Origin of the sequence: Prosthecobacter vanneervenii (assembly GCF_014203095.1) — a bacterium.
In the GTDB taxonomy this organism is placed as follows: Bacteria; Verrucomicrobiota; Verrucomicrobiia; order Verrucomicrobiales; family Verrucomicrobiaceae; genus Prosthecobacter; species Prosthecobacter vanneervenii.
Window position 1 is genome coordinate 60772 of sequence record NZ_JACHIG010000006.1, and the last position, 24756, is coordinate 85527.

Consider the following 24756-nt stretch of genomic DNA (forward strand, 5'->3'; position numbering starts at 1 on the left):
AACGGCGATCTATGTGGCAGCTCGCAGGGGGCGGGCATAATGCAGGCCCGCCCTGGGAATGCAACCGGGATTTTAGGGGCGTGCAGGCCTGTCCGCTGGGGCAAAAAGGCTACTGCTGCGGCAGTTTCAGCACCAGGCGCTCCTGGCCGCGCAGCACGGTGGCGGGGATTTTCTCTCCGGGGAGGTGGTGCAGGAGGAGATCGCCGATGAGGGCGCTTTCGGTCAGGCGCTGTTTCAGGTCGCCTACCTGAATGATGATGTCGTCTTTTTTAAAGCCCTCCTTCTTGGCCGCCGCATGCTCGCCGAACTCGCCGACATAGAAAACGCGCAGGGCCATCTGGCTCTTGTCCAGGCCGAGGGTGGCGCGCTCTTCATCGGGGATGTCGTCCATTTTCATGCCGCCAAAGGCCATGGCGCGCATGGGCCAGGTGCCCACTCGTCTGCCAATATCCGAGTGTAGGCGCCATCCGGCGGGGAGGTCTAGGGTGAGGGCAGTTTCCTTGTTGGCGCGCAGGACTTTGGCGGTCAGAGGGCCTGAATCGGGAGAGCGGTGCAGCACCCAGCTCACATCGGCGATGGAAACAAGGGGCTGGCCGCTGAGGTGGGTGATGGTGTCTCCTGCCTGAAATCCGGCCTTGGCGGCTGGGGAGTCCGCGGCCACAGCCTCCACTTTGGCGACTTCATCGGTGGCGAGGGTGATCCCGAGCGTCTCGATGGAGGGCTGGGGGTAGATCCATTCCACCGGCACGGTCTTGCTCTGGCTACGATAATAGGCGCGGTAGGCATCTCCGATCATGTGGCAGTGCACACAGCTGGCGACCACTTTGCCGTTCCAGTCGAGCTTGCTCTGGTACTTGCCGGCCAGGGCTGGGAACTCGATTGGGGTCTGATAGGGGGTGGGGCCACCCTGCTTGCCACTCAGGGAGCTTTTGTTGGCGGGGTAGCCCTGGTGGATGGCCAGACCTGCCTCCAGGGCTTTTTTGAAGCCGGTGGTGGTCTTGTCCATTGGGTCTTTCTGGTGCTGCCAGGAGCCGTAGCGGCCATACACGGTGCCATCGCCATTAAACATGATGGCGGAAAAGGAGAGGTCGTAGTCAAACTGGAAGCGGTGGAGGTCCAGTGCGTTGGCATTGATGACGCGGACACAAACAAACTGGTCAAGTAGCGGGCTGAGAGACGCCTCCTCCAGCACGCTGGCATCAATGCCGGCGCATGACATGCAGGGCAGACAGCGGAGCACCACGAGGAGCGGTTTGCCTGTGGTCTTGGCCAGGCGGAAGCCGCCATCCAGGTCGTTCCAATTCCAGCGCGGGTCATTTTCCATGCGGGCCTTGTCGCCGCGCACGGCGCCTTCCCGGTCTTTCACGGCCTCGGCCTGTGCGGAGGTGATGGCAGCCAGGGTCAGAATAAGCAGGGGAACTTTCATGCCCGCGCATTGTCTTCAGGGCGGCTGGTGGAAGACAAGCCAAAACGAACAACCCGCTTTTTTGGAATGGACAGCTTTCGGTTTCTTCCGGTTAATCGCGCCAGCTTCCCTCCCCACGCGCAGCCATGCCTGAAGTCACCGCCATTTCCAAGTTTGCCTGCCCGGCCTGCGGTGCCGAGGCGGTGTGGACGCCCGCCAAGCAGTCGCTCGTGTGTCCCTACTGCGGCACCGTGTCCCCCGCCGAACTGAAACAGGACGGCAGCTTGGTGGAGGAAAACGATCTCGTCAGCGCGCTGCGCTCCATCCCGGACGAACAGCGCGGCTGGGCGGCGGTGCGCAAGACCGTGAAATGCCAGAGCTGCCATGCCATCTCCGTCTTTGATGAAAAGAGGGTGGCGCAGAGCTGTGACTTTTGCGGGTCTCCCTCCATCATCGCTGTGGATGATGTGGGTGCGCCCATCCGGCCCGGCAGCCAGCTTCCTTTCAAGGTGGATCAGGGACGTGTGCGGGAGGACATCCGCCGCTGGTATGGCAGCCACTTCTGGGCACCGAACGCCCTCGGTCAGAAGGCCATGACGGATACACTGCACGGCCTCTACCTGCCGTTCTGGACCTTTGATGCCCATGCCGAGTGCCCCTGGGAGGCGGAGGCGGGCTACTATTATTATGAGACAGACAGCAAGGGCAACCGCACCCGCTATACCCGCTGGGAGTATGCTTCCGGACATGTAAGCAGTGATTTTGACGATGTGCTCGTCCCGGCCTCGAAAGGCGTGCATCCCGCGCTGCTGGAAAAGCTGCAGCCCTTTCCCACCACGACGGATTTGCTGCCCTATGATCCCGGCTACCTCTCCGGCTGGGTGGTGGAGCAGTACCAGATCGATCTCGTGCAGGCGGCGCAGGACTCGCGCCAGCGCATGGATGCCATTCTGCGCAGCCAGTGCACCTCCGAGATCCCGGGAGATACCAGTCGCAACCTGCAGATCTTTCCAGAATACAGCGGGCTGACCTTTAAACACGTGCTGCTGCCGGTCTGGCTGCTGACTTACACCTACGGCTCCAAGACGTATCAGGTGGCTGTGAACGGAGCCACCGGCAAGATTTCCGGCGAGTATCCGCTGAGCTGGATCAAGATCACCATCGCCATTATCATCTTGCTGATCATTCTCGGCATCTTCATGTCACAGCAAAACTAAGCCTGCGTGAACCTCCGCTTTCGAGAACTGCCCATCGTCATCGCGTTGCTCGCGATCTGTGTCTTCTTTGCCGTGCAGGAGCCTGCCTTTCTAGGGGCGCGAAATCTATCCATGCTCGTGACGGAGCTTTCCATCACGGCCACGCTGGCCATGGGCATGCTGCTCATTCTCCTGCCGGGGCACATTGATCTCTCCGCAGGCAGCGGCGTGGGACTGCTGGGCGGCATTGCCAGCGTGCTGGTGTTTCATTTTCACCTGCCTGCACCTGCCGCGCTGGGGCTAGGCTTTCTCTGTGGTGTCATCATCTGGATGGGCATGGGGGCCTTCATTGTGCATGAGCGCATGCCGTCTTTCATTGTCACGCTCGGGGCGCTGCTCATTTTTAAAGGGCTCTTCTGGCGGGTGATTGACAATGCCACCGTGCCCGTGGCTCCCGGAGGGCAGAGCAATCTGTACTCTCTGCTCACCACCTACTATCTGCCGGTGCAGCTGGGATGGCTGCTGGCGGCAGGTCTGGTGATGGCGCTGGTCTTTACCACGCTGAGTGCACGCAAGCGCAGGCTGGAGCATGGTTTTGCCGTGGACAGCCGGGAGATGATGTTTCTGCGCCTGTTCATTGCCGCGCAGGCCATCGCGCTCTTTGTGCTCGTCACCGGTCAGTTTCGCGGCATTCCGCTGCCCTCGCTCATCCTGGGCGGGGTCACGCTGGTGGTGTATGCCGTCACGCAGCACACGGCGCTTGGCAGACACTTGTACGCCATCGGCGGCAGCTCGGAGGCTGCCTTTGTCTCCGGCGTGCCGATGCAGCGAACGGTGATCGCCGCCTATAGCGGCATGGGGGCCATCGTGGCCATCACGGGCTTTATGCAGACGGCGTATGCAGGTTCATCCACCACCACGGTGGGAGATCTGATGGAGCTGGATGCGGTGGCCGCCTGCGTGATTGGTGGCGTGAGCTTGCGCGGCGGGCGGGGCACCGTGCTAGGTGTGCTGCTCGGCGCGCTCATCATCGCCTGCCTGCTCAATGGCATGACGCTCATGTCTGTGCCGCCGGAGCGCAAATTCATCGCGCGCGGGGTGGTGCTCATCCTTGCGGTGTGGATGGACATGCGGCTGAGCCGCGGGCGGGGCTGAAAGCGCGGCTGATTTACTCATTCGACATTTGCTGGTGTTTCGCCATTCATGGGGCATTCCCCATCCATGTCCGCCGCCTCCGATCTCCTCAAACAACACCTTCTGCAGCGCCAGCTCAAGGGGGGCACGCATATCGCGCTGCGACCAGGGACGATGGAGCGTCTGCTCGGGCAGGAGCCTGCGCCGAAGCTGAGTGACATGATGCCTGCCGCCCGCAGGCAGGAGAGCGTGCCCACGCCAGCGACCGCAGCGACGCCTGCGCCTGCCAAGCGTCTTGTTCCAGATAATCCTGCGCCAGAGCCCCGGCGCGCCGCCGGACTGATCCAGGTGGACGGAAGCACTCTGGAAGAGAAACTCGCCGCGCTGCGTGTGCTGGCGGAGAAGTGGGAGCCCGCGCGCTCCCTGAACAGCCTGCGTCAGACCATGGTCTTTGCGGTGGGAGATCCGTGCGCCTCCCTCATGCTGGTGGGAGAGGCTCCTGGAGCGGAAGAGGAAAAACTGCGCGAGCCCTTTGTGGGGCCCGCCGGGCAGAAGCTCACCGCTATTCTCAAGGCCATGGGTTTGGAGCGTTCGCAGGTTTACATCAGCAACATCTGCAAATTCCGCCCAGCGATGGAAAACCAGGGCAGCGGCAACCGCAAGCCCACCGCCGAGGAGATGCGCGCCTGCGTTTCCTTTGTGCTGACGGAGATCGATCTCATCCGGCCCAAAGTCATCGTGGCCTTAGGGGCTACTGCGGCAGAGGGGCTTGGCATCCCCGGCAGCGTGGGTGGCCTGCGCGGACGGTTTCACAACACCAGCGGCATTCCCACCATGGTCACCTACCATCCATCCTACATCCTGAGGGAGGAGAAAACAGGTGATGGCATCCGCGCCAAGCGCGCCGTCTGGGAGGACATGCTCAAAGTCATGGAAAAGCTGGGCCTGCCCATCAGTGAAAAGCAGCGCGGCTATTTCCAGGCCAAGTAACCACACTGATCATGTCATGAGAGCGAATCACATCCTGCTGCTGGTGGCCGGGTTGTTCCTGGCGCTGGTGTGGCTTAATCGGCAGCCGACACGGGCCAAGCCTGCTGCAATGGCTGACCAAGCTGCCCCTTCGAAGGCTGTTGCCTCTGCTGAACCTGTGGATGCGGTGCTTTCAGACGAGCCCAAACACTACCGGCCCCGGCAGGTGTCTGAGACCGTGAGGCGCAAGGTGGATGCCTTTATCCGGCGCTACAAAGACGCTCCTCCCCAGGAGATGACCAAGAACGAGGAAATGACTTCGATGATGGAGCGCTTTACGCAGATGCTGGATGTGCCGGAGTTTCAAAGCGAGATGGAGAAGCGCATGGAGGCGATCAAGGCCGCCAAAGGGCAGGAGCATGGCACGCTGAACATTGGATTTGGCAAGCTCGGCGATCCCGAAAGCCGCGCCTGGCTGGAGGCCATGTTTTCCGATGATGTTGAACTGATGCAGGAGTACATCCTCAACAAGCTCGACGGTGCCATCTTTGAGTTTGCCTTTGACCCTACCCTGGAAAACGCAGGCAATGGTGTGACGGTGAAAGACGCTTCGCGGCCGCCCGCATCCAGCAAGCTGCCGGATTGAAGGCTTGTCTTTCGCCGACGGTCTGGGTTTAAATCCGGTGCATGAAGGCCAGAGCACTTTCCCGCCGTGATTTGTTCAAGCTCGGTACTGCAGGCGCTGCAGTGCTGACCCATGCCGAGGCGCAGGCTGCCGGGAAGAAGGCCGGGCCCGTCTGCGAGGAAGGTGGCTGCTGCATCACTCCATCGGGAGACTTTTACAATGTGGAGCGCGGCAAGCCGCTGCCCTATCAGCAGCCCATTGAGAAGCTGCGGGAGATCGGCATGGTGCGCGAGACCTGGCAGCTCGAAATCATGGCCGATCCAGCCAGCAACTCCAAGATCGAGCGCCCCATGCTGCGTAGTGATGGCACCGCGCTGACTTTTGAGCGGCTGATGGAGATCGCGAAGACGAAGGCGGTCAGCTACCTTAAGGTCATCACCTGCAACAACCTGGCCGATCCTCTTGGGCACGGCCTGTGGGAGGGCGTGCCGCTGCGCGATGTGCTGTGGGAATGCGGCCCGGTGGAAAATCTGCGCCACGTCTGGTATCACGGCCATCATAACGAGGACCCCAAGCAGATCTTCAAATGCTACCTGCCGATGAATCGCGTCTTTGAGGACCCACCCGGAGAGCTGCCGGTAATGCTCTGCTACAAGCTTAATGGCGAGTTTCTCACTGGTGAGCGCGGCGGCCCGGTGCGCATGATCGTGCCGGAGGCCTACGGCTTCAAATCGGTGAAGTGGCTGCAGCGCATCGGCTTCACCAATGCGCACCAGTCCGATGACACCTACGCCAACGGCAACAACGACATCAATTCGTGGCTCAAGACCTTCGCACGTTTCGGCGATCTGCCCGACAAGCTCCGCGCCGGAGAGGAACTCTCACTGCACGGCAACGCCCAGGTGGGGATCTCGGGGCTGAAGAAGGTGCAGTACTGGGTGCGCGATGCAGGTGCGCCGCTGCCGGCCAATGATCCGCATTTCACCACCGCACCGTGGCAGGATGCGCAGATCGTACCCTTTGATGGCAGCGGCATTTCGGGCTTTAAAGGCGCGCCGCTGCATCCCGTGCAGTTTGATGCTGCCACTCGCACGCCACGACAGTGGCCGCTGCGTCACACGCTCTGCCGCTGGGTGGCTGCCCCCATCAAGCTGGCTGCGGGCAAGTATGAAATACGCTGCCGCACCCTTGATGAAAACGGCAACGCCCAACCGATGCCCCGGCCGTTTCCCAAGTCCGGCCGCAACAACATCCAGAAAGCGCTGCTGGAGGTGATCGCCTAAGCTGCTTATTCAAACTCTTTGGTGACAACAAAGATGATGGTGACCGGCCCGGATGCTGCTCTACGTCGGCATCATGAACTCATCTCCTGTTCCCTGGAAAGTGCTTTCGGCCAATGTCGGTGTCGGAATTCTCACTGAGGGCTGGACGCTGGATGTGGTCTATCCGGATTCTATGGATGCACGGCATTTTGTGGGGGAAGTGGTTTTTGACTCCCCTTTTGCGGCACCGCCTGTGGTGCATCTTGGGCTTACTGGCTTTGATGTGGACCGTCGCGCGAGCGCGCGGCTCTCGATCAAGGCGCAGAAAATCACAAAACTGGGATTTCAGGCCGTCATCACCACCTGGGATGCCACACGGGTCTTCTCCGTGGAGTTTGAATGGCTGGCCATCGGTGCCTGATCACGCCTTGCGGAAGCACCAGGAGCGGTAGGAGAGTTCGCCTGATTTGAGCGCCTCATACACACGTGCACCTGGCACGCCGGCAAAGTCACGGCCCGCAGGGTGCAGCATCTTTGGGAGGCAGCGAAGCACGAGAGCCTCGCTGCGTGCAGCATTGTGCTCCATGCCGCGCAGTACTTCGGCGCTGATGTCGCGGGTTTGCACGATCTCGAGCGGCGCACGGTCGATTGCCTGCTCCCACTCGGCCCACTGGTCGCTGAAGCGAAAATCGGCATACAACAAATGCCCCCCTGGGCGCAGCACGCGCGCCACCTCGGCCAGAAATCCGGGGAAATTCGGGTAGCAGTGAGAGGCCTCCACATTGATCACCGCATCCAGCGAAGCATCAGGAAAGGGGAGCTTTTGCGCATCTCCCTGCACAAAACGGATGCTGGCCACCTGGTGGCGCTTTTGGCAGAAGGAGATGCCTTCGGGATTCAGATCCAGACCGGTGTAGCTGGCTGGATGCAGTGTGCGCGTGAGCCACGAGGCACCGCCCCCGTGGCCGCAGCTCACTTCCAGCACGTCTTTGCCGCACAGGTCCACCTGCGTGGCCACGTGGTGGTAGAGCTGGATGCAGGCGCGGTTCTGCTCGTCTGCTGGCTCCAGTTGCAGGCCCACGGGCGGCTCGGTTTCAAAGGCGTAATTTAAAAACAGCACATCCTCATTGCGTAGCCGCCGGGTGAGAAAGGGATACCAAAGCTGCCAGATGGCCTTGCGGACAGCGGGGACGGAGAAGAGGCGTTCGAGGAGGGACATGAGGCGGAAGCGCTGTGGGCTGGTGGCTGCAATGTGCATGCTGAAGCAGGCTTTGCTGGAATAATCTTGCCTTTGGTGCCTCGTATCTGGCATCACCTGCTGCACACGCCATGAGAGACAGCTCCCCCATTCCCTCCAGCGAGGTCACGCCTGAGGAGACTTTTCGCAACCGGCGCTTCTTCATGAAGTCCGCCATCTGGGCGGGCTCCACGCTGGCCACAGCGGGGCTCTATCGTGCCTTCAGTCCGCAGGCGGAGGTGCGTAACACGGGGGCGGCCATCGCTACCGTGGCAGAGTCAGGTGTGCAGACCTCTCTGGCAGCGGATGAAAAGGTGAACGCCTTCAACGACATCGCGGGCTACAACAATTTCTACGAGTTCTCCACGGACAAACACGCCGTGGCGGAAAAGGCACGGCACTTCGTCACCGATCCCTGGAGTGTGCAGGTGGGTGGGCTGGTGCACAAGCCTCGCACCTTTGATCTGGCGGAGTTGCTCAAATTTGAATCCGTCGAGCGCATCTACCGATTTCGTTGTGTGGAGGGCTGGTCCATGGTCATCCCGTGGGTGGGCTTTCCGCTGTCGCAACTTTTGAAGATGGTGGAGCCGCAGAGCACTGCCACGCATGTCGCGTTTGAGTCTTATCATGACATCAAGCAGATGCCTGACTCCGTATATGCAGGCATTGATCTGCCTTATGTCGAAGGCCTGCGGCTCGATGAGGCCATGCATCCGCTGACGCTTCTGGCCACCGGCTTGTATGGAAAGACACTTCCCAATCAAAACGGCGCGCCAGCCCGTCTGGTGGTGCCGTGGAAGTATGGCTTCAAGAGCATCAAATCTGTGGTGAAGATCACCCTCATGGACCGTGAGCCGCCCACCACCTGGAGCCTGGCCAATCCGGGTGAATACGGTTTCTACTCCAATGTGAATCCCTCCGTGGATCATCCTCGCTGGTCGCAGGCGCATGAGCGGCGCATCGGCGAGATGGGCTCGCGTCCCACCTTGATGTTTAACGGCTATGCGGAGCAGGTGGCGCATCTCTACGCGGGCATGGACCTCAAGGAATACTTCTGAACCGGCATGAAACTCAGCGCAGACACCTCGTTTCACCGTCAGCTGTTTTTCTTCAATGGCCTGCTGCCGGCGCTGCTCATCCTGATCGATGGCTGGCGCGGCAGGCTGGGGACCAATCCAGCGGAATTCATCACCCGCACCACAGGTGTGCTGACGCTGGTCTTTCTCATGCTCACGCTCATGGTCACGCCGCTGCGCAAGCTGTGTGGGTGGAACTGGCTCTTGAAACAACGCCGCCTGCTGGGGCTGTATGCCTTCTTCTACGGCCTGGGGCATCTGATCACCTACTTGGCCTATGACCGCGACTGGCAGTTGCAGACGGTGGTGGGAGATGTGTACAAGCGGCCCTTCATCGCACTAGGCATGTTCAGCTTCCTGCTCATGGTGCCGCTGGCGGTCACCTCCACCAATGCCATGATCAAAAAGCTCGGCGGTCAGCGCTGGGCGCAGCTGCACCGGCTCACCTACTACATCGCCATCGGTGGCGTGCTGCACTACTGGGCCATCGTGAAGTCGGACGTGACCTGGCCGCGCTTCTTTGCAGTCATCCTGGCTCTGCTGCTGGGGTATCGCGTGGTGGAGGGCATGAAAAAAGCGCGGAGTGCCGCAGCACCACGCGCTTCGTGAATTTTCAGTTGAAAAGCCCGCTTACTTTTTCTTGGCAGGAGCGGCGTTCCACACCTTGATGTCGTCAAACCAGCCGCTCTGGCCGGCCACGCCCAGCTCGATCTTGGATTTTGTTTCATGGCCGATGCCGGGGGACTTGAGGAAGGCCACGGCTTTGCCGTCAATGCTCACGCGCATTTCATCGCCCACAGTCTCCACCGTCACGGTGTATTCCTTGTTCTGCTCCAGCTTCACAGGGAAGGTCGCGCTCTTGCCAGCCATGAGCTTGTTCACTTCGTCCTTCTTGGCGGGGTCTTTGCGCAGCTCTTTGATGATCAGGTTTTGGCTGCCTTCGCGCTCATCCATGATCGTCACCTTGTCCAGGCGGATCTGGGCGCGGCCGAGATGGCCGTAGTGCGCGGCGGTGTATTTGCGGTCGTCAAATTCCACATCCATCATCGTGCAGCCGTCAAAGCGCATCTTCACCTCCACCACGCTGTCCTTGGTGGGCAGTTCCAGGCCATACACGGCGGCGTGGGCGGTGATGATGGACTTGCCATCTTTGGAGGGCTCGTCCTTTACGCGCGTCTGGGTGCCTTTGAGCGCATTGTTTTCAAAGGCGAAAGTGTCCACCACGCGGTGCCAGCGTTTGTCATGCTCGCTGCTGTTCATCTCGTCAGAAAAAAGAAGCTCTTTCTTTTCGGCGATGGGTTTGGAAGGGATCTTGGGAGCATCGGCAGCAAAGGACGCGGCGCTGATAAGGAGGCAGGAGGAAAGAAACAGGCGGATTTTCATGGAGCAGTGAAACGAGATTATTCTGTGAGATCATGCGCGGAAATTGCCGAAGTCAAACCGGCGCTTGAGTTCATGCCATTCGGCGTGTCTGCTTTGCGCCTATGAGCCAACCTGCCTGCCCGATGTGTGAGATGAATGACGTGCTGGACCATGCCGACCGCTTTGAGTGCATGACCTGCGGCCACGAATGGCCGAAAGAAGCCGCAGCGGATGAGCCGGATGCTGAGCGCGTGGTAAAAGACGCCTATGGCAACGTGCTCGCCGACGGAGACATCGTGGCCATGATCAAAGATCTGAAACTCAAGGGATCCAGCGAAGTGCTGAAGGTGGGGACCAAGTCCAAACCCATCCGGCTGGTGGACGGCGATCACGAAATCTCCTGCAAGATGGATGGCATGGCGATCGGTCTGAAAGCTTGCTTTGTGAAGAAAGTGGTCAGTTAGTGGGGCGTATCAGCCACCCCACCACCACCATGTCCGCTCCTGACAACGCTCCCTCTCCGCAGCTCTTCTTTGAAACGATCAATGCCTTTCAGAAATCTGCCGCGCTGAAAGCAGCGGTGGATCTGAATCTCTTCGCCGCCATCGGCGATGCCCCGGCAACTGCCACTGAGATCGCGGAGCGCTGCCAGTGCCCGCTGCGTGGCATTCGCATCCTGGCGGATAATCTGACGATCCTCGGCTTTCTCACCAAGGCAGACGGACACTACTCACTCACGCCTTCATCCGCCGTCTTTCTGCTGCCACAGTCTCCGGCCTACATGGGCGGGGCGGTGAAGTTCCTTCTCGCGCCGGGACTCACAGAAGCTTTTTCTGATCTGGCCTCCACCATCCGGCTGGGGCGCCTGCACACCACGGAACACGGCACCACCGCGCCGGATCATCCGGCATGGGTGGAGTTTGCCCGGGCCATGGGGCCCATGATGGTGCCCACCTCACAAGGCGCGGCGGCTCTGCTGACGCTGGATGACTCTCGTGATACACGGGTGCTGGACATCTCCTCCAGTCATGGCGCGTATGGCATTGCCGTGGTGCTAAAAAATCCGCGCACGCATCTCGTTGCGCTGGATTGGGAGGCGGTGCTGGCCGTCACCGAAGAAAACGCCCGAGCTGCCGGCATCGCGAATCGTTTCAGCAAGATCGTCGGGGATGCCTTCACTGTGGATCTCGGCAGCGGCTACGATGTGGTGCTGGTGCCGAACTTCCTGCATCACTTCAATCTCGAAGACTGCACCCGTTTTCTGAAGCGAGTGCATGCCGCACTGCGCCCGGGGGGCAAAGTGCTCATCGTGGAATTTGTGCCCAACGATGACCGCGTCACCCCGCCGCCAGCCGCAGGCTTCAGCCTCGTCATGCTCGGCACCACGCCGGAGGGCGACGCCTACACGTTTGCAGAGTATGAGAGGATGCTCGCTGAAGCAGGCTTCAAAGAGGCCACTCTGCATCCTCTGCCGCCCACCATGCAGAGCGCAGTGGTTGCGGTGGCTTGATTCTTGCCGGTTACTTCGCGTCGGGAATCAGCCTGCCTTCATCAATCTCGATGAACTCAAACATCGTCTGCACCGTTCCGGGCGGCAGGCCTATTTCTTCGAGACGCTCGTTCAGACGCTGAGTGCCAGCATCGCGCCAGCCGCGCTTGGTCATGAAGGCATTCCACACCTCGATCTCCTGCTCGGTGGGCTGGAGGCCATTCGAGTAGGCCCAGGACAGCAGGCTTTCATCGCTGCCTCCTTTCTGTGTTTCAGCTTCGAGAGCGGCGTAGTCGATTTTCAAAAACTCACAGCAGCGCCAGTCAAAGCTGCCCTTCACCGCGCCGCGCATGGGCTGCCAGCCCTCGGGCAGTTTGCCGGCGGCCATAAGGCGGATCTTGTCCAGCATACGGCCGAAATAGACGAGGCCGTTCACCTGATCGTAGGGGCTGCGGAGTCCAGGAATGAGGGTGGGGTAGGGAAGGGGCATGACGTACTGAGCATCGGCAGCACAAGCCTTTTCTTCAAGCAACACCTGCGGCACAAGCAGCCTTTGCAAAGCGTGCATTTTTAAATATATCGGGACTCCATGCGTAGTCAGAAAATCAACAATCGCACACCTCGTCCCTTCAAGACGAAAGCAGATCGCTGGTCCGGCGGGCAGGGATTCATTCCCTTTTCGGGACCCAAGCCCGTTGTGCGTCCAGCCAAGCAGTCGCCTGAGGTCAAGCCAGCCACAGAAAAGACTGGAGACAAAGCCAAGGAATAGGTGACCGTACCTCATGGCAAATCCGGACAATGTGCATCTGGCAGCGAACTTTGGCGTCTTCATGCTGGGAGCAGGAGGACTGGGACTGCTCAGCGGCACCACGCTGGGGCGCAGCGGTCTCATCCGCCGTGTTGATCAGCCGGGGGCTTTTTATGTCACCTGCTGCTGCCATCTGGCCGTGGGTGCCTTCTGCTACTTTGGCCAGTATTTCGTGCCTGCCCGCTGACGTATGCCGCGTGTTCTCCTTGTGTGGTTTGTCTTGAGCTTTGGCGTTTTCGCACAAAGCCCCGAAGCGCGCAGAGTCATCTTGTTTGGTGATTCCATTACCGCAGGCGGTGCGCTGCCCCAGGAAGAGCGTGCCAAGCTATGGGTCACTCAGGTTCAGGCTCAGTCAGCAGGAGATCTCATTCTGATCAATGAAGGCAAGGGCGGCAGGCCCACGAATTCCCTGCCGGAGTTTGAGCAGATGCTGGCGCGAAATGAAAAGGCTGACGCATTGGTGATCGCGCTGGGTATGAACGACTCCCGAGACATCACGTCGCAGTGCGTGCCCAAGGCCGTGGCAAACGTGCGTGCGATGATCGAAAGAGCGCGTGCGGTTTATGGAGCCAAGTTGCCCGTGCTGATCGTGGGCCCCAGCAATATCAACAAGTCTGCGCTGGGACCGACAAAACCCATCGCCAATGAGCGGGAGGCGAAGCTGCGCGAGCTTGGCGCGGCTTTTGAAAAGCTGGCTGCAGAAACTCAATGCGAGTTTGTCAGCCTCTTTGGTGTCGTGCCTGATGCTTCGCTGCACAAAGACGGTGTGCATCCGGATGGTGCGGGAAACACCGCCATCGCCAAAAAGATGGGTCCAAGCCTGAGGGCGCTGCGCTGATCACCGCACCATCATCCACAAGGTGCTCGCACCGTGGCCGGCGGGAAAGTCCGGCGGCATGGCTGGGCGGATGTACTCGGCGCTGCGGCGTTTCACTTTGGCGCACCAGCGGGCATGGCGCTCCAGAGTGGTAGGGTCCAGCTTGGTGCAGTTGGTGGAGAGCAGGATGGCGCATTTGGGTGCCGCCACTTCCAGCGCTGCATTCAGCAGGTCTTCAAAGTGGTCCTCCACCTGCCAGCGACGGCCGGTCTTGCTGCGGGAAAAGGTGGGCGGATCGAGAATGATGGCGTCAAAGCGCTCGCCACGCGCGGCCAGTGTAGGCAACAGCTCATTGGTGTCCTCCGCCAGAAAACGGTGCTTGGCGGGATCGAGTTCATTGAGCGTGAAGTTATGTCTGCCGCGATCCAAGGACTTGCGGGAGAGGTCCACGCTCACCGTCTCTGCGCCTGCCAGAGCACCCACCACGGAGAAGCTGCACGTGTAGGCAAAGGTGTTCAGCATGCGCTTCGGTTTCAGTTCACGCAGCGTGGCGCGGTTCACGCGTTGATCCAGAAACAGTCCGTGGCTGTAGCTGGCACCGATGTCCAGCCCATAGCGGATGCCCGCCTCCGTGACGACGGTCGTCAGCGGCAGCGTGGCATCTCCACTGTGCAGCACGGGGCTGATACGGTCAGCATTTTTGACCGGCATGTGGCGGTGAAACACGCGCACAGGCTGCCATGCGGCCTTCTGGCACCAGGCGTCCAATCCGGCTGCCATCTCATCGCGCGCGGCGTCCTGCTTGTAGGAAATGATCACGTCATCTCCTAGTCGCTCCACCCAGCCGCCGGGGCCCGATGCCAGCCGGTGCGCCGTGGTGCCTGCAGATTCAATGGTCTTGCACAGGGCAGGAGTCATCCAGACCATGGGCGTGGCGGAGGCGGGAGTACGAGCAGGAGGATTCACGCAGGCATGCTTGCAGCAGGATGTGCCTGCAATCAACGGGGCTTCGCCAGCGATGAAATTCTCTTTCCTCCCGGCGAGGAATGGCGGTAAATCAATGCCGCTATGTGCAACATCTACCGCACCAAAAAAGGCAAGGTCTGCAAGGCCGGCAAGCCGGTGGATTTGTCCCTGGCCGATGGCTCTAAAACGGAGGGCGTGTGGGGTGGCTCAGCCACGGAGGAGAAGCTCGACTGGTGGCTCAAGAAGCCCGGGAATGAGCTCACGCAGACCGACGAAGTGGCCGAGGTGGGGGTGAAGGATACGAAGACCGATGATATCGCCTGGGCTCAGGCACCTGATGGCGCACATCTTTTGTTTGTGCTGGAAGCTCCCGTCACAGGGAAAAACGGCGCCCCCTACCGCATCGCCAAGATGGTGACGCGTGAGGCGACCAAAGCCGAAGCCGCTTATTTCAAAGAGCCGCGCAGCGCACTCTTTGGCACGATGAAGCCGGGCCGCAGCATCCGCAGGCTTTCACCGCTTGCCGCTCCTCCGCCCAGGCCATCGGCGCAGGGCGAGCTGTTTTGACTCAATCCTTTGGCGGCCATACAGCACCCGCGAGCTCCTTTGGCAGCTGGGTTGGATCAGTTGGATAAATCAACTTCATGTCTGGCTTGTTGGTGGCGCCCGGCAGCAGCTCTGTCTCCTCGGGCGCACCGATGATGAGCCAGAGTACTTCCTCTGCGGTGTCGTTAAACACCTGGCGCAGCTGATCTGGGCCTACCAGCACGCCGCCGTGTTTTGGCACGGTCAGCGTCTCCTCCCCCACACGCAGGCGGCCGGTGCCTTCCAGCACAAAATAGAATTCTTCCGCGCGGATGTGCTTGTGCAGCGTGTTGGCGCTCATCGGTGGCATGCGCCAGAGGCGCGCACCCATGTTCTCGCTGCCGGTGCGCTCCAGAAAATCCGCGTTTGGGATGCGCATGAGATTGGACAGACGCCAGGTGAGATCAGCCGGCGTGATGAGGTGGTAGCCTTGCACGGGATTCATGAGTTAGCAGAAGAATGCGCCGCCTCGCGTTTGCGCAACTGTCCGCATGCGGCATCGATGTCCGGCCCGCGCGCACGGCGCAGGTGCGCCACGGTGCCGTGCGCGCGGAGTTCTGTGAGAAAAGCCTCCGTCTGCTCCAGGCTGCTCGGCGCGTAGGTGCGGCCGCGCAGGCTCAGGCCAGTGGCATTGTAGCGCAGCAGGTTTACATGCATGCGGCGCCCTTGCAGCAGACGCGAGAGATCCCGCGCCTGCGCCAGAGAATCATTCACGCCATCCAGCAGGCAGTATTGAATGGTGGTGATGCGGCCGCTGGTCTGCTGATAGCGGTCCACCGCAGCCAGCACCTCCTGCACATCAAAGCGTTTTCCCATCGGCAGCAGGTCGGCGCGCGTGGCATCATCCGGCGCGTGCAATGAAAGCGCGAGATGCACGCCTAGATTCGCCTGCCGCAGCTCGTCGATGCCGGGCACGATCCCTACGGTGGAGACGGTGATCTGCCGCCAGCCAAAGGCGCCCAGCTTGGGATCCGCAATGCGCCGCAACGCAGCCAGCACGTTCTTCAGATTCAGCATCGGCTCGCCCATGCCCATGAAAACGATGGTGCGCAGCGCGCGGCCCGCGGCGTGTGCCTCACGGCGCAGATGGATGAACTGCTCCACGATCTCTCCGGAGCTCAGATTGCGCTCAAAGCCGGTCTGCGTGGTCGCGCAGAAATCACAGCCCATCGCGCAGCCCACCTGGCTGGAGATGCAGCCCGCGGCGCGGTCCGCATGGTAATCCGGCATCAGCACAGACTCCACTGTGCGGCCATCGTGCAGGCGCAGCAGCAGCTTGGTGGTGCCGTCTTCAGACACCTGGCGCATGGCCAGGTTTGCCGCAGTCATGGGAAAGGCGGATTGCAGCTGCTCATCGAGCTTTTCAGGCAGGAGGAAACCCGCGCGGCTCTTCGGCGGCTCCGCAGCCAGCAGGCCGCGGATCACACGCGGCGTGTGCGCAGTGTTGAAGCCCTGGCTCTGCATCCATGCACCCAGCTCCTCGGGGGAGAGATCGGTCAGCGGGCGTGCGGTCGTAGAAGGAGGCATGTGCAGGCACAGACATAAAGTCGTCTTGCGGCACCGCAACCCGGCAGCTTGAAGAAAACTCCACGCTGCCTGCGGCGTTTCAGCGTTGTCATGATCCCGCCCCTCCGCTTTGCCGCTCTCTCCCTTGCCTGTGCCATCACCTTCTCCTCGCCGCATGCCCATGCCGCAGATGCGGAATACAAGCCGGAGCTGTTTCAGACGCTGAAGCCGGTGTATGCAGACACCTTTGACAGCGGCACGCTGAATGCGGAGTTCTGGGAGGTTCGGCAAAACACCACCTGGGTGGTGAAGGACGGCGTGCTCTTTGGCAGCCCGTCATCCAAGGATTTTCAGGACAAGAAGAAGGCCAGCAGCGATCCCTCCCACGCCGGGCTCAAGCCCGTGATCTGGCTCAAGAAAGTGCCGGAAAATTTCGTCTGCGTCATGCGTGTGCGCTACGATGCCACCGCCTACCAGAAAGGCTTTCCGCTCTTCGATCTGGGCCACCACATCCACACACTCAGCTTTGCGGAAAAGGCCACCACGCTCGCCATCAAAAAGAACGTGCAGACCCTGCCCGTGGAGCAGCCGCTCTTTGCACTGAACCAGTGGCACGATGTCGTCATTGAGCTGAAGAAAGGCAGGATTCTCCTCAGCATCGACGGCAAAAAGCACCTCTTTGAAAGCAGCCACATCGACATGACCGGTCAGGCGCAGATCGACTTCAAGGCCGTCGATTTCGGCACCTGCCAGATCGATTCGATCAAGCTTTGGGAAGGGATGTAAAAGGTGGCAGCATGCAGTGCGGCGACTGCCCGCTCCATCTCACGGCGCGCCATTCACCTGGATCAGCTGCACCTGGAAGACGAGATCGCTGTTGGCGGGTATGGTGCCCATGGACTGGGGGCCATAGCCGAGGTAGGAGGGAATGTAGAGAGCGAAGACATCGCCCGGCTTCATGAGCTGCAGCGCCTCCGTCCAGCCGGGGATCACCTGGTTCACACCAAAGGTGGCGGGCTGGCCGCGGTCGTAGGAGCTGTCAAAGACGCTGCCGTTCGTCAGTGTGCCGCGGTAGTGCACCGTCACGGAATCGGTGAGCGTGGGCGACTTGCCGCCTGCAGGGCCGGAGGTGAGCATCTTGTAGCGCAGGCCGCTCGCGGTGGTCACCACGCCGTTGGCATCAGCATTGCCCTTGGCTGCGGCAGATTTCTGGGCTGACTCGGACTTTCCGCCGCTCTGGCAGCCGGTGGCGAGGAGCAGCAGCGCTGCAGAGGTGATCAAGGCGGTGGCGATGGGCTTCATGGTAGTGCAGATGTGGCGGCGAATGCACGCGGGCGCAACCGAAGGAAAAGGACGATTTGAAACCGCCCATCTCTGCCCGCCAGCCAGCCTGAAGCGATCTTATTCGACTGACAAAAAAGCGCCGGCCATGGTGCTGGCCGGCGCTGGATTCCCGCTGCCGAGGCTGTCTGCTCTGACAGGCACCGGGTTATTTCTTGCGCATGGGGATGGCCTGCCTGGTCTCATACAAGGCTGAGGCTCTGCTGTGGCTGGCGGCCATGAGGGGGCCCACATGCACACTGCCCTTGCGTTCATAGCGCAGGTTGCGTTCGCGCTGGTACTCGTTGTCCGCCAGGCTTTCGTGGGCATAGAGGAAGGGCGAGTAGAGCTTCGGGCTGTACTGATGAATGGCGACTCCGTTGACGGTGGTGACCGGGCCGATCACGCCCGGCTGGGAATCGATCACACGTGTTGTGCTCACCAGCTGGATGCCAGAGGGCATGGAGCAGCTGGACAGGCCGATGACCATGGAGGCCAGGGCAAAAGACATGAGGCTAGTTTTCATGGTTTTTTAGAGCTGATTGTTGGATGAGAGTGTGGGGTAACTCGTCTTTTCAGAGAGACACTCATGCTATCGTCTTGTTCGGTTATGTTGGACTCATCCGACCAATTCGAAGACGGGCTTTACCCAGGATTAAAGGATGCCTTCATCGCGCCTATCGCTGCGGCCATCTAGATCACTCGTTGGCAGTGGGCAGCCTGTGGCTGCAGCCTTTCTCACTCGGAGCTTTGTCCATCATGGGACTCAGCTTCTTTCTTCGCCCCATCGTGGTGCATGACCCCGCTGAAGTGCTTCTGCACGCATTTGGGGCAGATGCCATGGGTAAACTGCACTTCCGAGCGCGAGGTAACGTATTCTTCGATCTGCTGCCACTCGCCATTCTCATCCCGGATGTCTTTGCAGTATGAGCACGTCGGCAGCAGTCCCTCCAACGTGCGCACGCGGGCGCGCAGGGCCTTGGTCTGCTCCGAGAGCTTGCCGCAGAGATAGGTGATGAAGAAAAGGATCGCCAGACGCAGGAGGGCATTGATGACGGCGACATGGAAGGCGTAGGGGATGCCCCAGGCATACTGGATGCAGAAGCGGATGAGACACAGCAGGGCCCCCAGCCACAGCGCCGTGCGCAGGCCGCAGTTCCACGCCATCAGCGTCACGGGGATCACAAACAGGAAGGGAAAGAACACCACCGGCCCTGCCAGGAAATCGCTGCACGACATCAGCAGCGCGATGAAAAACAGCACCCCCTTGTTATTCCATGGATACCTTTCAAAAAAGTATTCAGAGGGAGATTGAGGGGCGGGTCCATTCATGGCTGTCGACGCTTAAGAAGCATGGAATAGGCGCTGCACAAGGACGGACTCATGCAGGTGACTATGAATCAATGTCTAAGGGGCGTTCATGGCTCTCACTCTACGAAGCGCAGTGCATGGAGATTTTTGTAAACGCCAGTGTTTGCTGATGGTTGCGGCTTTTCACAAAAGATTCCGGGGCACCCAGCCAGCCTATTCGCCGTTGTTCTTGGTCCGCTACGTCGCGGCTTTTGACGCTCCGATCCCTTGGCCATCAACTCAGACGGTCACCTGTCGTTCTCAACCTTGTACACCTTCGCTCCCAATGCCGGTTCTCGTTCAGTGCTGCGCAAAGCAGGAGGAAGACCGTTCAGCAACGACAGCCATAGCTCGTGGCCACGCTTGCTTTTGGGCTGGAAGGATCGATGGCCTTCCTTGAGGTTGTCTAGATCGATGTAAGTCACCCTTGGATCAGTTTTGAAATGCTTTCCGGTGATGTCTGCCAGTCGCTGCCCCAGCATGGCGCTCAACTTTTCCTTGGCCGCCCAGCGGAGAACAGGATCGTTAGGGTTTAGGAGCACATAAAGACGATTTGGGGCGAGTTTGGAAACCCACGTGGCGTGCTCACGGGCTGTCACCGAAGGCGAGCTCAAAACCACGTTGCTGAAGAGGCTGTCGGGCAGTCCTTGGGTTGTGCGGGCAAATTCCTCGGCCACCACTGCGCCGAGGCTATGGAAAAGCAGGGTGATGCGTACTTTTTTCCATGCCTCGTTTTCTTGTGAGACCTTCCGGACCGCGGCCACGAGGCGGGCAAAGTCAGGCGCTGCAGCTCTTGCGTTGTCTTCGGGATATCCCAATCCAGCAAAGCCTTTGGCTGCATTCCAGTGGAAAGAGACTACCTCAGCCGTGTAGTCGCTCTCCAGTCGTGGGATGATCTTGGTGTTGGACTTTGCCATCGTCCTGCCATCGCCACGACCGTGGACATACACGATTAGATTGTCGTGTTGGCGCCCTTTCATTTGAGAATACGCCTGACGAACTACGGACTCCGCCTGGGAGACGGGCAGGGCATCCGAGCTGGACACCTGCACGGTCTGATGAAACGCGGTGCAACTCGTGAACAAGATTAGAAGCAGGGCGGACACCACCAGGCGGAATTCAGCGATGAATGAGTTCATGTTGCATTATCAATGAATCGCATCTGCAAGCGAATGAAAAATCGTAGGCTTATTGCGTGTATCGCTCCCGCCAAAGCAGGTTATAGCATCTTTACACGCAAAAAGCCGGGCCGATGGGAATGCTCTCCGCCGGCACGCGGCGGTTTGTCAGCTTATTGAGTCTTGCGGGTCGTCTTCTTACCAGCTTTGCCATCGCTTAAAGTGAGTCGCTGCCGGGCGCGGACGACGGCTTGGTGGAGCTTTCGTTCGAGCTGCTTCTTCGGCAGCAGTTGGGTCCAGTAAGTCGCCACGTGGATGCCGCTGCTGGCGAGTTCGAGCAGCTCGACGTGCTCATCGTTCTTGCCCGCGCAGAGGATCATGCCCAGCGGCTCTTCTTCGCCCGGCTCGACGGCGTGGCGTTTCAGCCAGCCGAGATACAGCTCCATCTGCCCTTTGTCCGCCGCCTCGAAGTCGCCGAGTTTCAATTCAATAGCCACCAGCCGCTTGAGTTTCCGATGGTAGAACAGCAGATCGAGGTAGTAGTCCTTGGAATCAATCTGCATCCGCTTCTGCCGCTCCAGAAAGGCAAAGCCGATGCCGAGTTCGAGGATGAAGCTCTCCACCTCGCGCAAGATCGCCGTCTCCACGTCCTTCTCGGCATAGGTGTCTTTCAGCCCGAGGAAGTCGAGGATGTAGGGATCGCGAAAGACGAGGTCGGGCGTCAGCTTGTCCTCGCTGCGCAGGGCGGCGAGCTCCTGCTTGATGAGCTTGTCCGGCTTCTTCGAGATCGCCGTGCGCTCGTAGAGCATGGAGCCGATTTTTTTCACCAACGTGCGCACACTCCAGTTTTCCATGCGGCACATCTCGGCGTAGAAGTCCCGCTTCAGTTCATCGTCGAGGTAAATGATCGAGCGAAAGTGGCTCCATCCCAATTTTGCACACAGCGTGTGCAAAATATCGCGATCCGGGAATGCCTCAGCGAGCTTGACCATGTGCGCCAGGTTCCGTTCACTGAACCCTCGGCCAAACTCCTTCTCCAATTGTGCACTCAGTGTGTGCAAAATCTCTTTTCCGTAATCAGCACGCTTTTCCTTCAGCACATCTGTGCGAATGCGAGTGCCGATCTCCCAATACAGGAGCGTCAGACCTGCGTTGACGGTCCGGGCAACGGCTTCGCGGGCCGTGAGGATGAGATCGCGCACCACCGCAAGCAGCGGCGCGGCAGGGGCGGCGGGTTTGGGAGCGAGCGTGCGAGGCTTGGGCTTGGCGGGCAGGGCTCCGTCAGAGTAGCGCGGTCAGGCGGCTTCGGGAAAGGTGAATTGTCTCCGCAGTGCGGAGAGAGTCCACGTGCCATTCTCCACCGAAAACGTCGGCGCCCCAATGGCCAACCCCTTGTCCTTGCCCAGCTCCGCCCGCTCAAAGTCATCGGAAAAGAGCAGCTCCTTCTTCTTCGCCGTCGGCTCTGCGGGCTTGCGAAGCTCGCCGCTCATCTGCTTCTCTTTGGCAGCGGTAACGGCAGGCAACTTCGGCGCATCCGCGGCCTAGGTGGAGGCGGTGAGAAGGCTGGCCAAGGTGAGGAGGCGGAGGTTCATGGGGGGATATAATACAATTCCTTTGGCCTTTTGTCAGCGCATTAGGCCCAGGCGTGGGAACAGTTCGCGTGCGGAGCGTGGTCTTCCCGCGCCATTGCAGACGCTGCGAATGTAGAGGACCTCTCGGCTTCAAAGGTTTCATGTAGCACTCTCGTTGCCCCTTATCGGTTCGAAAGCTGTGGGTCCGTGGTCAACTGGGCTTAGCATTTTGCCACTCAAATCTTTATCGATACTAATCAACCTTTGCTCGAATTGATGTTGTAAAGCATAAACAATTCGACCGCCTGCCACTAGCTGCTTCTCAACCAATGGGATTCGCTGAGTCATAGAGCAAGTGAAGATTATTCTGTCATATAACGCAAATTGAGGCAACCCAAACAGGCCGTTTGCATTGATCACGGAGACGCTTCCGTAACCAAATCGGTGAAGCAATTCGCGTGCTGTGGCTGCTAGATTCTCATCGATCTCTACAGTATAGACTATCGCTTCCAGTTCACTCAGGACTGCGGCATTGCATCCCAAAAATGTTCCTATTTCAAGAATACGACTTTTCGGTTGAGCTTGTAGAGCTTGCAGCGCGCGAGCCGGATGATAAAACCTTGGTAATTTGTTGGGACTATTCAGTGAATTTGGAGGCTGTCGAAATCGTGACTGTTCACTCAAGAACTTTTGGATGGGTGTTCGTTTCATGGCATCGACTATTCTTTCATCGATGCCCTGTGACTTTAGGCATTCCCAAACTATTGGATTAATGCTGGTGTGTTCGAAGTCTGGGGGCGTCATGGGATTATCCTATTCGTTTCGTCATGACGGTCCAAACAATTTCGATATCCGATGCTCTGCGAGTCATTTTATTTGTTGCCCATCGAAGGCGCAGCAAATGGTCATGGTGACGAGAAGGCAAGGGGGCTGCGGATAGAACTGTCGACGGGTCAGAGTAGAATGATTCCAGAGGTCAGCTTTTCTTGGGGCCAATTGGTTTGACTTTTGGTAGTTTGGCTTCCACTAAATCGATCAAGTTTGGACTAAATATTCGAAAGAAGGCTACGTATGAGTTTACAGTATTTTCATCAACTCCAGAGCTGTTCTCGCCTGTATGGGAGATGCGATTCCGAATTCGTATAAGTTCTCCGAGTTTATTTGATGCAGCGGTCCCAGTGGCTCTTGGTCCTTTAGTTCCAAACATGGCCTCAAAAGTCTTTATCCGGCCAAAATAATCCCAATCTAACGTGATTCCGATAGAGCGAAAAACCTCGCTCAGATGTGCAGGTGTCAAATTGGTGATAAACATCGCAAATGCCTCGGCGTTTAGGGTAAATGTGCTTGCGCCCAAGTTGCATGAAGCGAGCTGTGCCGAGAGTTTTTGGGTGTCGATCGACAAATGATCCGGCGGTTCCTTAAACGAGCACAATGCACGCCCCGTAAAAAAGATGTTCTGAACTCGGATGCTCTGAGAAAGCTCATCGAACTTCGGAGCCGAAGAATTGATGTGAATCACAGATTCTTCGACAATTCGTCTGACAAGTTTCTCGAAAGCACCTGAGATTACAACTATCAGCCCTCGACAAAGGTGCGCAGTATTGACATCCTTGAATTCGGTAAAAGCTTTGACCAACTGCTCTAGATCGCCGTGCAGATATTCGCGATTTACAACTGGGCTGAGCCGTGGGCGAAGCTTGCTGGCCAAAGCCGCGAATCGAACTGAGGAATCGATCTCATCGAGAGTGAGCTCAAATTCGCGAATGGCAGCGCTCGCTAATGAAGAGGCCATTTAGCAATGATTTGTGAATATGTCGTCGACTATAGAGAGGCGTTCTTTGATTGCCGCTGCCGTGTTTGGCCTTCCGACAACTATTTCATAGGTCTCTGGATCGGAGAGGGCTGCTTCCAAGTTCTTGACGATTTTTGTCCGATTGGAAACAAGTCGGCTTTTTGATTCTAAATGCCGTTCGGAGGCGACCATAACCGCATCAAAAAGTGGCTGGGATAGCCGCCACTTGCCACTTTGAATGTCTTTGGCCTGAAAGGTTCGCGTTCCAAAAATGTGGTGCGCGAGATCTAGGCTGCTAATGAACGATGATTTCATGGCGTCGATCTCCGAACTCGATGCTTCGCGGTGTGACGCCATGCAGTCATCCAGCATGCTGCGCACAGAACCTTTAATTGCTGATGGACGACGGAATGCGAAAAAGCGCAGAACGATTTCACAGTCTGTCATCCGCTTGAAAAGCTTGTTCTCAGCCAAGTCAGTATTGATGAAGCCATCGTCTTTCTTGTAATGCTCGTCGTAAGGCGGAATTTCCCATATCTGATCAAATAGCCGATTTCCAGCTAACTCGATTAACATTTCGTTGAAGGGACCTGAGTAGAGCGAGTTTCGCAGTTCTTGTGCATTCAACTGTTGACCTCCTGTATTCAGACGTTCGAAGACAGTTCTCCTGATAAAGTTCACCTCACTCGCACTCGAAGCGCTTTCTGCGAGCAAAACATTCGCCGAGATGCGGCGGCGGTCCAAGCCGCTCCTAATTCTCGGTGGGCATTGTTGATAAGTGTAGCCGTTTAATGCAGACCAAGTCTCGAGGCCAGTCAGCTTGAGTTGGTTCTCATAGAACTCGACAATAGCATTCAATCTCTGCTGTCCGTCCATGACCTCATATCGACTGAGGTCCGTCTCGTATAAAAACACTGGTGGCACCGGAATGTTCATGAGCAGTGACTCAATGAACAATGATTTCTTTCTTCGATCCCAGACCAGACGCCTTTGATACTCGGGGCGCAAGTTAATCCATTTTTTTTGCCTTACGAAATCAATGATCTGGGGCAACAGAAAATCGCTTCGCTCCTGCGTGAGTCTGTATTGGCCTGAGTCGTAGATGTCCTCTATCTGCTTTGGCGTGAGTTTTGCCTTCTTGGTAGCCATAATTCTACAGGGGTATATT

General features: G+C 58.6%; 31 protein-coding genes. 15 read left to right on the forward strand and 16 right to left on the reverse strand.

The genetic code is table 11. The features are described from left to right. Positions 1–109: 109 nt before the first annotated feature. Positions 110–1426 (reverse strand): Trx7/PDZ domain-containing (seleno)protein, encoded by a 1317-nt coding sequence (locus HNQ65_RS14585; RefSeq protein ID WP_184340312.1) that lies wholly within the window; start codon positions 1424–1426, stop codon positions 110–112. A 125-nt stretch (positions 1427–1551) separates the two neighbouring features. Between HNQ65_RS14585 and HNQ65_RS14590 the strand changes: the two genes are divergently transcribed. The 6 genes from HNQ65_RS14590 to HNQ65_RS14615 all read left to right on the forward strand — a co-directional run bounded on the left by HNQ65_RS14590 (position 1552) and on the right by HNQ65_RS14615 (position 7012). Further along, positions 1552–2622, forward strand: a complete 1071-nt coding sequence (locus HNQ65_RS14590) for a zinc ribbon domain-containing protein (RefSeq protein WP_221306169.1) — start codon at positions 1552–1554, stop codon at positions 2620–2622. Between the two features lie 6 nt (positions 2623–2628). Continuing rightward, entirely contained in the window at positions 2629–3756 is a 1128-nt protein-coding gene (locus tag HNQ65_RS14595) for an ABC transporter permease subunit (RefSeq protein ID WP_221306170.1), read from the forward strand. 66 nt (positions 3757–3822) lie between these two features. Beyond that, positions 3823–4725 (forward strand): uracil-DNA glycosylase, encoded by a 903-nt coding sequence (locus HNQ65_RS14600; protein ID WP_184340313.1) that lies wholly within the window; start codon positions 3823–3825, stop codon positions 4723–4725. Between the two features lie 16 nt (positions 4726–4741). Further along, positions 4742–5350 carry a hypothetical protein gene (locus HNQ65_RS14605; RefSeq protein ID WP_184340314.1) on the forward strand — a complete coding sequence of 203 codons (609 nt, stop codon included), beginning with the start codon at positions 4742–4744 and terminating at the stop codon, positions 5348–5350. A 41-nt stretch (positions 5351–5391) separates the two neighbouring features. Then, positions 5392–6612 (forward strand): molybdopterin-dependent oxidoreductase, encoded by a 1221-nt coding sequence (locus HNQ65_RS14610; protein ID WP_184340315.1) that lies wholly within the window; start codon positions 5392–5394, stop codon positions 6610–6612. Between the two features lie 73 nt (positions 6613–6685). Next, positions 6686–7012, forward strand: a complete 327-nt coding sequence (locus HNQ65_RS14615) for an H-type lectin domain-containing protein (protein WP_184340316.1) — start codon at positions 6686–6688, stop codon at positions 7010–7012. Here the strand turns inward: HNQ65_RS14615 and HNQ65_RS14620 are convergent, their stop codons facing one another. After that, positions 7013–7810, reverse strand: coding sequence for a phthiotriol/phenolphthiotriol dimycocerosates methyltransferase (locus HNQ65_RS14620; RefSeq protein ID WP_184340704.1), 798 nt, complete (start codon positions 7808–7810; stop codon positions 7013–7015). Between the two features lie 110 nt (positions 7811–7920). Here HNQ65_RS14620 and msrP point away from each other — a divergent pair, with 110 nt between their 5' ends. Next, positions 7921–8886, forward strand: a complete 966-nt coding sequence (gene msrP / locus HNQ65_RS14625) for a protein-methionine-sulfoxide reductase catalytic subunit MsrP (protein ID WP_184340317.1) — start codon at positions 7921–7923, stop codon at positions 8884–8886. Between the two features lie 6 nt (positions 8887–8892). Next, on the forward strand, positions 8893–9513 hold the full coding sequence (locus HNQ65_RS14630) for a protein-methionine-sulfoxide reductase heme-binding subunit MsrQ (protein WP_184340318.1): 621 nt from the start codon (positions 8893–8895) through the stop codon (positions 9511–9513). Between the two features lie 21 nt (positions 9514–9534). Here HNQ65_RS14630 and HNQ65_RS14635 read toward each other — a convergent pair whose 3' ends face one another. Next, on the reverse strand, positions 9535–10287 hold the full coding sequence (locus tag HNQ65_RS14635) for a hypothetical protein (protein ID WP_184340319.1): 753 nt from the start codon (positions 10285–10287) through the stop codon (positions 9535–9537). Positions 10288–10388: 101 nt separating this feature from the next. On the opposite strand from HNQ65_RS14635, the gene HNQ65_RS14640 reads away from it, so the two are divergent. After that, complete coding sequence (locus tag HNQ65_RS14640; protein WP_184340320.1) at positions 10389–10730, forward strand: zinc ribbon domain-containing protein YjdM; 342 nt, start codon at positions 10389–10391, stop codon at positions 10728–10730. A gap of 29 nt (positions 10731–10759) precedes the next feature. Further along, complete coding sequence (locus HNQ65_RS14645; protein ID WP_184340321.1) at positions 10760–11776, forward strand: methyltransferase; 1017 nt, start codon at positions 10760–10762, stop codon at positions 11774–11776. 10 nt (positions 11777–11786) lie between these two features. Here the strand turns inward: HNQ65_RS14645 and HNQ65_RS14650 are convergent, their stop codons facing one another. Continuing rightward, positions 11787–12245 carry a DUF5069 domain-containing protein gene (locus HNQ65_RS14650; RefSeq protein ID WP_221306171.1) on the reverse strand — a complete coding sequence of 153 codons (459 nt, stop codon included), beginning with the start codon at positions 12243–12245 and terminating at the stop codon, positions 11787–11789. Between the two features lie 99 nt (positions 12246–12344). Between HNQ65_RS14650 and HNQ65_RS14655 the strand changes: the two genes are divergently transcribed. Genes HNQ65_RS14655 through HNQ65_RS14665 form a run of 3 tightly spaced genes read left to right on the forward strand, consistent with a single transcriptional unit; the run spans position 12345 to position 13401 of the window. Further along, entirely contained in the window at positions 12345–12524 is a 180-nt protein-coding gene (locus HNQ65_RS14655; RefSeq protein ID WP_184340323.1) for a hypothetical protein, read from the forward strand. A 13-nt stretch (positions 12525–12537) separates the two neighbouring features. Next, positions 12538–12750: a hypothetical protein gene (locus tag HNQ65_RS14660; protein WP_184340324.1), complete on the forward strand. Its 213-nt coding sequence runs from the start codon at positions 12538–12540 to the stop codon at positions 12748–12750. Positions 12751–12753: 3 nt separating this feature from the next. Continuing rightward, complete coding sequence (locus tag HNQ65_RS14665; protein ID WP_184340325.1) at positions 12754–13401, forward strand: SGNH/GDSL hydrolase family protein; 648 nt, start codon at positions 12754–12756, stop codon at positions 13399–13401. On the opposite strand, the gene HNQ65_RS14670 is transcribed toward HNQ65_RS14665, so the two are convergent. Next, on the reverse strand, positions 13402–14346 hold the full coding sequence (locus HNQ65_RS14670) for a class I SAM-dependent methyltransferase (RefSeq protein WP_184340326.1): 945 nt from the start codon (positions 14344–14346) through the stop codon (positions 13402–13404). It lies immediately after the preceding gene. 102 nt (positions 14347–14448) lie between these two features. Between HNQ65_RS14670 and HNQ65_RS14675 the strand changes: the two genes are divergently transcribed. Further along, positions 14449–14913: a hypothetical protein gene (locus HNQ65_RS14675; protein WP_184340327.1), complete on the forward strand. Its 465-nt coding sequence runs from the start codon at positions 14449–14451 to the stop codon at positions 14911–14913. 1 nt (position 14914) lies between these two features. Here the strand turns inward: HNQ65_RS14675 and HNQ65_RS14680 are convergent, their stop codons facing one another. Both HNQ65_RS14680 and rlmN read right to left on the reverse strand, forming a co-directional pair. Next, positions 14915–15376: a cupin domain-containing protein gene (locus HNQ65_RS14680; protein ID WP_184340328.1), complete on the reverse strand. Its 462-nt coding sequence runs from the start codon at positions 15374–15376 to the stop codon at positions 14915–14917. Further along, positions 15373–16458, reverse strand: coding sequence for a 23S rRNA (adenine(2503)-C(2))-methyltransferase RlmN (rlmN, locus tag HNQ65_RS14685; RefSeq protein WP_184340329.1), 1086 nt, complete (start codon positions 16456–16458; stop codon positions 15373–15375). The genes HNQ65_RS14680 and rlmN overlap by 4 nt, the downstream gene beginning before the upstream one ends. Positions 16459–16548: 90 nt before the next feature. Between rlmN and HNQ65_RS14690 the strand changes: the two genes are divergently transcribed. Further along, a complete protein-coding gene (locus tag HNQ65_RS14690; protein WP_184340330.1) occupies positions 16549–17223 on the forward strand; it encodes a LamG domain-containing protein in 675 nt (224 codons plus the stop codon). A gap of 39 nt (positions 17224–17262) precedes the next feature. On the opposite strand, the gene HNQ65_RS14695 is transcribed toward HNQ65_RS14690, so the two are convergent. The 9 genes from HNQ65_RS14695 to HNQ65_RS14735 all read right to left on the reverse strand — a co-directional run bounded on the left by HNQ65_RS14695 (position 17263) and on the right by HNQ65_RS14735 (position 24737). Continuing rightward, entirely contained in the window at positions 17263–17739 is a 477-nt protein-coding gene (locus HNQ65_RS14695) for an FKBP-type peptidyl-prolyl cis-trans isomerase (RefSeq protein WP_184340331.1), read from the reverse strand. A 187-nt stretch (positions 17740–17926) separates the two neighbouring features. After that, on the reverse strand, positions 17927–18283 hold the full coding sequence (locus tag HNQ65_RS14700; RefSeq protein WP_184340332.1) for a hypothetical protein: 357 nt from the start codon (positions 18281–18283) through the stop codon (positions 17927–17929). 212 nt (positions 18284–18495) lie between these two features. Then, a complete protein-coding gene (locus HNQ65_RS14705; protein ID WP_184340333.1) occupies positions 18496–19089 on the reverse strand; it encodes a DUF4118 domain-containing protein in 594 nt (197 codons plus the stop codon). Positions 19090–19355: 266 nt separating this feature from the next. Then, positions 19356–20246, reverse strand: coding sequence for an alpha/beta hydrolase (locus tag HNQ65_RS14710; protein WP_184340334.1), 891 nt, complete (start codon positions 20244–20246; stop codon positions 19356–19358). Positions 20247–20398: 152 nt separating this feature from the next. Next, positions 20399–21499 carry a PDDEXK nuclease domain-containing protein gene (locus tag HNQ65_RS14715; RefSeq protein ID WP_184340706.1) on the reverse strand — a complete coding sequence of 367 codons (1101 nt, stop codon included), beginning with the start codon at positions 21497–21499 and terminating at the stop codon, positions 20399–20401. 21 nt (positions 21500–21520) lie between these two features. Continuing rightward, complete coding sequence (locus HNQ65_RS14720; protein WP_184340335.1) at positions 21521–21748, reverse strand: hypothetical protein; 228 nt, start codon at positions 21746–21748, stop codon at positions 21521–21523. 207 nt (positions 21749–21955) lie between these two features. Next, the gene (locus HNQ65_RS14725) at positions 21956–22600 is read right to left on the reverse strand and encodes a protein-L-isoaspartate O-methyltransferase family protein (RefSeq protein WP_184340336.1); all 645 of its coding nucleotides are present in this window, start codon (positions 22598–22600) and stop codon (positions 21956–21958) included. 172 nt (positions 22601–22772) lie between these two features. Beyond that, positions 22773–23588: a HEPN domain-containing protein gene (locus tag HNQ65_RS14730; protein WP_184340337.1), complete on the reverse strand. Its 816-nt coding sequence runs from the start codon at positions 23586–23588 to the stop codon at positions 22773–22775. After that, the gene (locus HNQ65_RS14735; protein WP_184340338.1) at positions 23589–24737 is read right to left on the reverse strand and encodes a DUF262 domain-containing protein; all 1149 of its coding nucleotides are present in this window, start codon (positions 24735–24737) and stop codon (positions 23589–23591) included. Between the last annotated feature and the right edge of the window lie 19 nt (positions 24738–24756).

Excerpts from the sequence above, each read along its gene's own strand:
- HNQ65_RS14585 (WP_184340312.1), bottom strand. The coding sequence starts at position 1,426 with ATGAAAGTTCCCCTGCTTATTCTGACCCTGGCTGCCATCACCTCCGCA.
- HNQ65_RS14635 (WP_184340319.1), bottom strand. The coding sequence starts at position 10,287 with ATGAAAATCCGCCTGTTTCTTTCCTCCTGCCTCCTTATCAGCGCCGCG.
- HNQ65_RS14695 (WP_184340331.1), bottom strand. The coding sequence starts at position 17,739 with ATGAAGCCCATCGCCACCGCCTTGATCACCTCTGCAGCGCTGCTGCTC.
- HNQ65_RS14710 (WP_184340334.1), bottom strand. The coding sequence starts at position 20,246 with ATGAACTCATTCATCGCTGAATTCCGCCTGGTGGTGTCCGCCCTGCTT.
- HNQ65_RS14620 (WP_184340704.1), bottom strand. The coding sequence starts at position 7,810 with ATGTCCCTCCTCGAACGCCTCTTCTCCGTCCCCGCTGTCCGCAAGGCC.
- HNQ65_RS14700 (WP_184340332.1), bottom strand. The coding sequence starts at position 18,283 with ATGAAAACTAGCCTCATGTCTTTTGCCCTGGCCTCCATGGTCATCGGC.
- HNQ65_RS14665 (WP_184340325.1), top strand. The coding sequence starts at position 12,754 with ATGCCGCGTGTTCTCCTTGTGTGGTTTGTCTTGAGCTTTGGCGTTTTC.
- HNQ65_RS14705 (WP_184340333.1), bottom strand. The coding sequence starts at position 19,089 with ATGAATGGACCCGCCCCTCAATCTCCCTCTGAATACTTTTTTGAAAGG.
- HNQ65_RS14680 (WP_184340328.1), bottom strand. The coding sequence starts at position 15,376 with ATGAATCCCGTGCAAGGCTACCACCTCATCACGCCGGCTGATCTCACC.
- HNQ65_RS14650 (WP_221306171.1), bottom strand. The coding sequence starts at position 12,245 with ATGCCCCTTCCCTACCCCACCCTCATTCCTGGACTCCGCAGCCCCTAC.
- HNQ65_RS14630 (WP_184340318.1), top strand. The coding sequence starts at position 8,893 with ATGAAACTCAGCGCAGACACCTCGTTTCACCGTCAGCTGTTTTTCTTC.
- HNQ65_RS14600 (WP_184340313.1), top strand. The coding sequence starts at position 3,823 with ATGTCCGCCGCCTCCGATCTCCTCAAACAACACCTTCTGCAGCGCCAG.
- HNQ65_RS14590 (WP_221306169.1), top strand. The coding sequence starts at position 1,552 with ATGCCTGAAGTCACCGCCATTTCCAAGTTTGCCTGCCCGGCCTGCGGT.
- HNQ65_RS14655 (WP_184340323.1), top strand. The coding sequence starts at position 12,345 with ATGCGTAGTCAGAAAATCAACAATCGCACACCTCGTCCCTTCAAGACG.
- HNQ65_RS14735 (WP_184340338.1), bottom strand. The coding sequence starts at position 24,737 with ATGGCTACCAAGAAGGCAAAACTCACGCCAAAGCAGATAGAGGACATC.
- HNQ65_RS14645 (WP_184340321.1), top strand. The coding sequence starts at position 10,760 with ATGTCCGCTCCTGACAACGCTCCCTCTCCGCAGCTCTTCTTTGAAACG.
- HNQ65_RS14725 (WP_184340336.1), bottom strand. The coding sequence starts at position 22,600 with ATGACGCCCCCAGACTTCGAACACACCAGCATTAATCCAATAGTTTGG.
- HNQ65_RS14660 (WP_184340324.1), top strand. The coding sequence starts at position 12,538 with ATGGCAAATCCGGACAATGTGCATCTGGCAGCGAACTTTGGCGTCTTC.
- HNQ65_RS14690 (WP_184340330.1), top strand. The coding sequence starts at position 16,549 with ATGATCCCGCCCCTCCGCTTTGCCGCTCTCTCCCTTGCCTGTGCCATC.
- HNQ65_RS14730 (WP_184340337.1), bottom strand. The coding sequence starts at position 23,588 with ATGGCCTCTTCATTAGCGAGCGCTGCCATTCGCGAATTTGAGCTCACT.
- HNQ65_RS14615 (WP_184340316.1), top strand. The coding sequence starts at position 6,686 with ATGAACTCATCTCCTGTTCCCTGGAAAGTGCTTTCGGCCAATGTCGGT.
- HNQ65_RS14605 (WP_184340314.1), top strand. The coding sequence starts at position 4,742 with ATGAGAGCGAATCACATCCTGCTGCTGGTGGCCGGGTTGTTCCTGGCG.
- HNQ65_RS14640 (WP_184340320.1), top strand. The coding sequence starts at position 10,389 with ATGAGCCAACCTGCCTGCCCGATGTGTGAGATGAATGACGTGCTGGAC.
- HNQ65_RS14610 (WP_184340315.1), top strand. The coding sequence starts at position 5,392 with ATGAAGGCCAGAGCACTTTCCCGCCGTGATTTGTTCAAGCTCGGTACT.
- HNQ65_RS14675 (WP_184340327.1), top strand. The coding sequence starts at position 14,449 with ATGTGCAACATCTACCGCACCAAAAAAGGCAAGGTCTGCAAGGCCGGC.
- msrP (WP_184340317.1), top strand. The coding sequence starts at position 7,921 with ATGAGAGACAGCTCCCCCATTCCCTCCAGCGAGGTCACGCCTGAGGAG.
- rlmN (WP_184340329.1), bottom strand. The coding sequence starts at position 16,458 with ATGCCTCCTTCTACGACCGCACGCCCGCTGACCGATCTCTCCCCCGAG.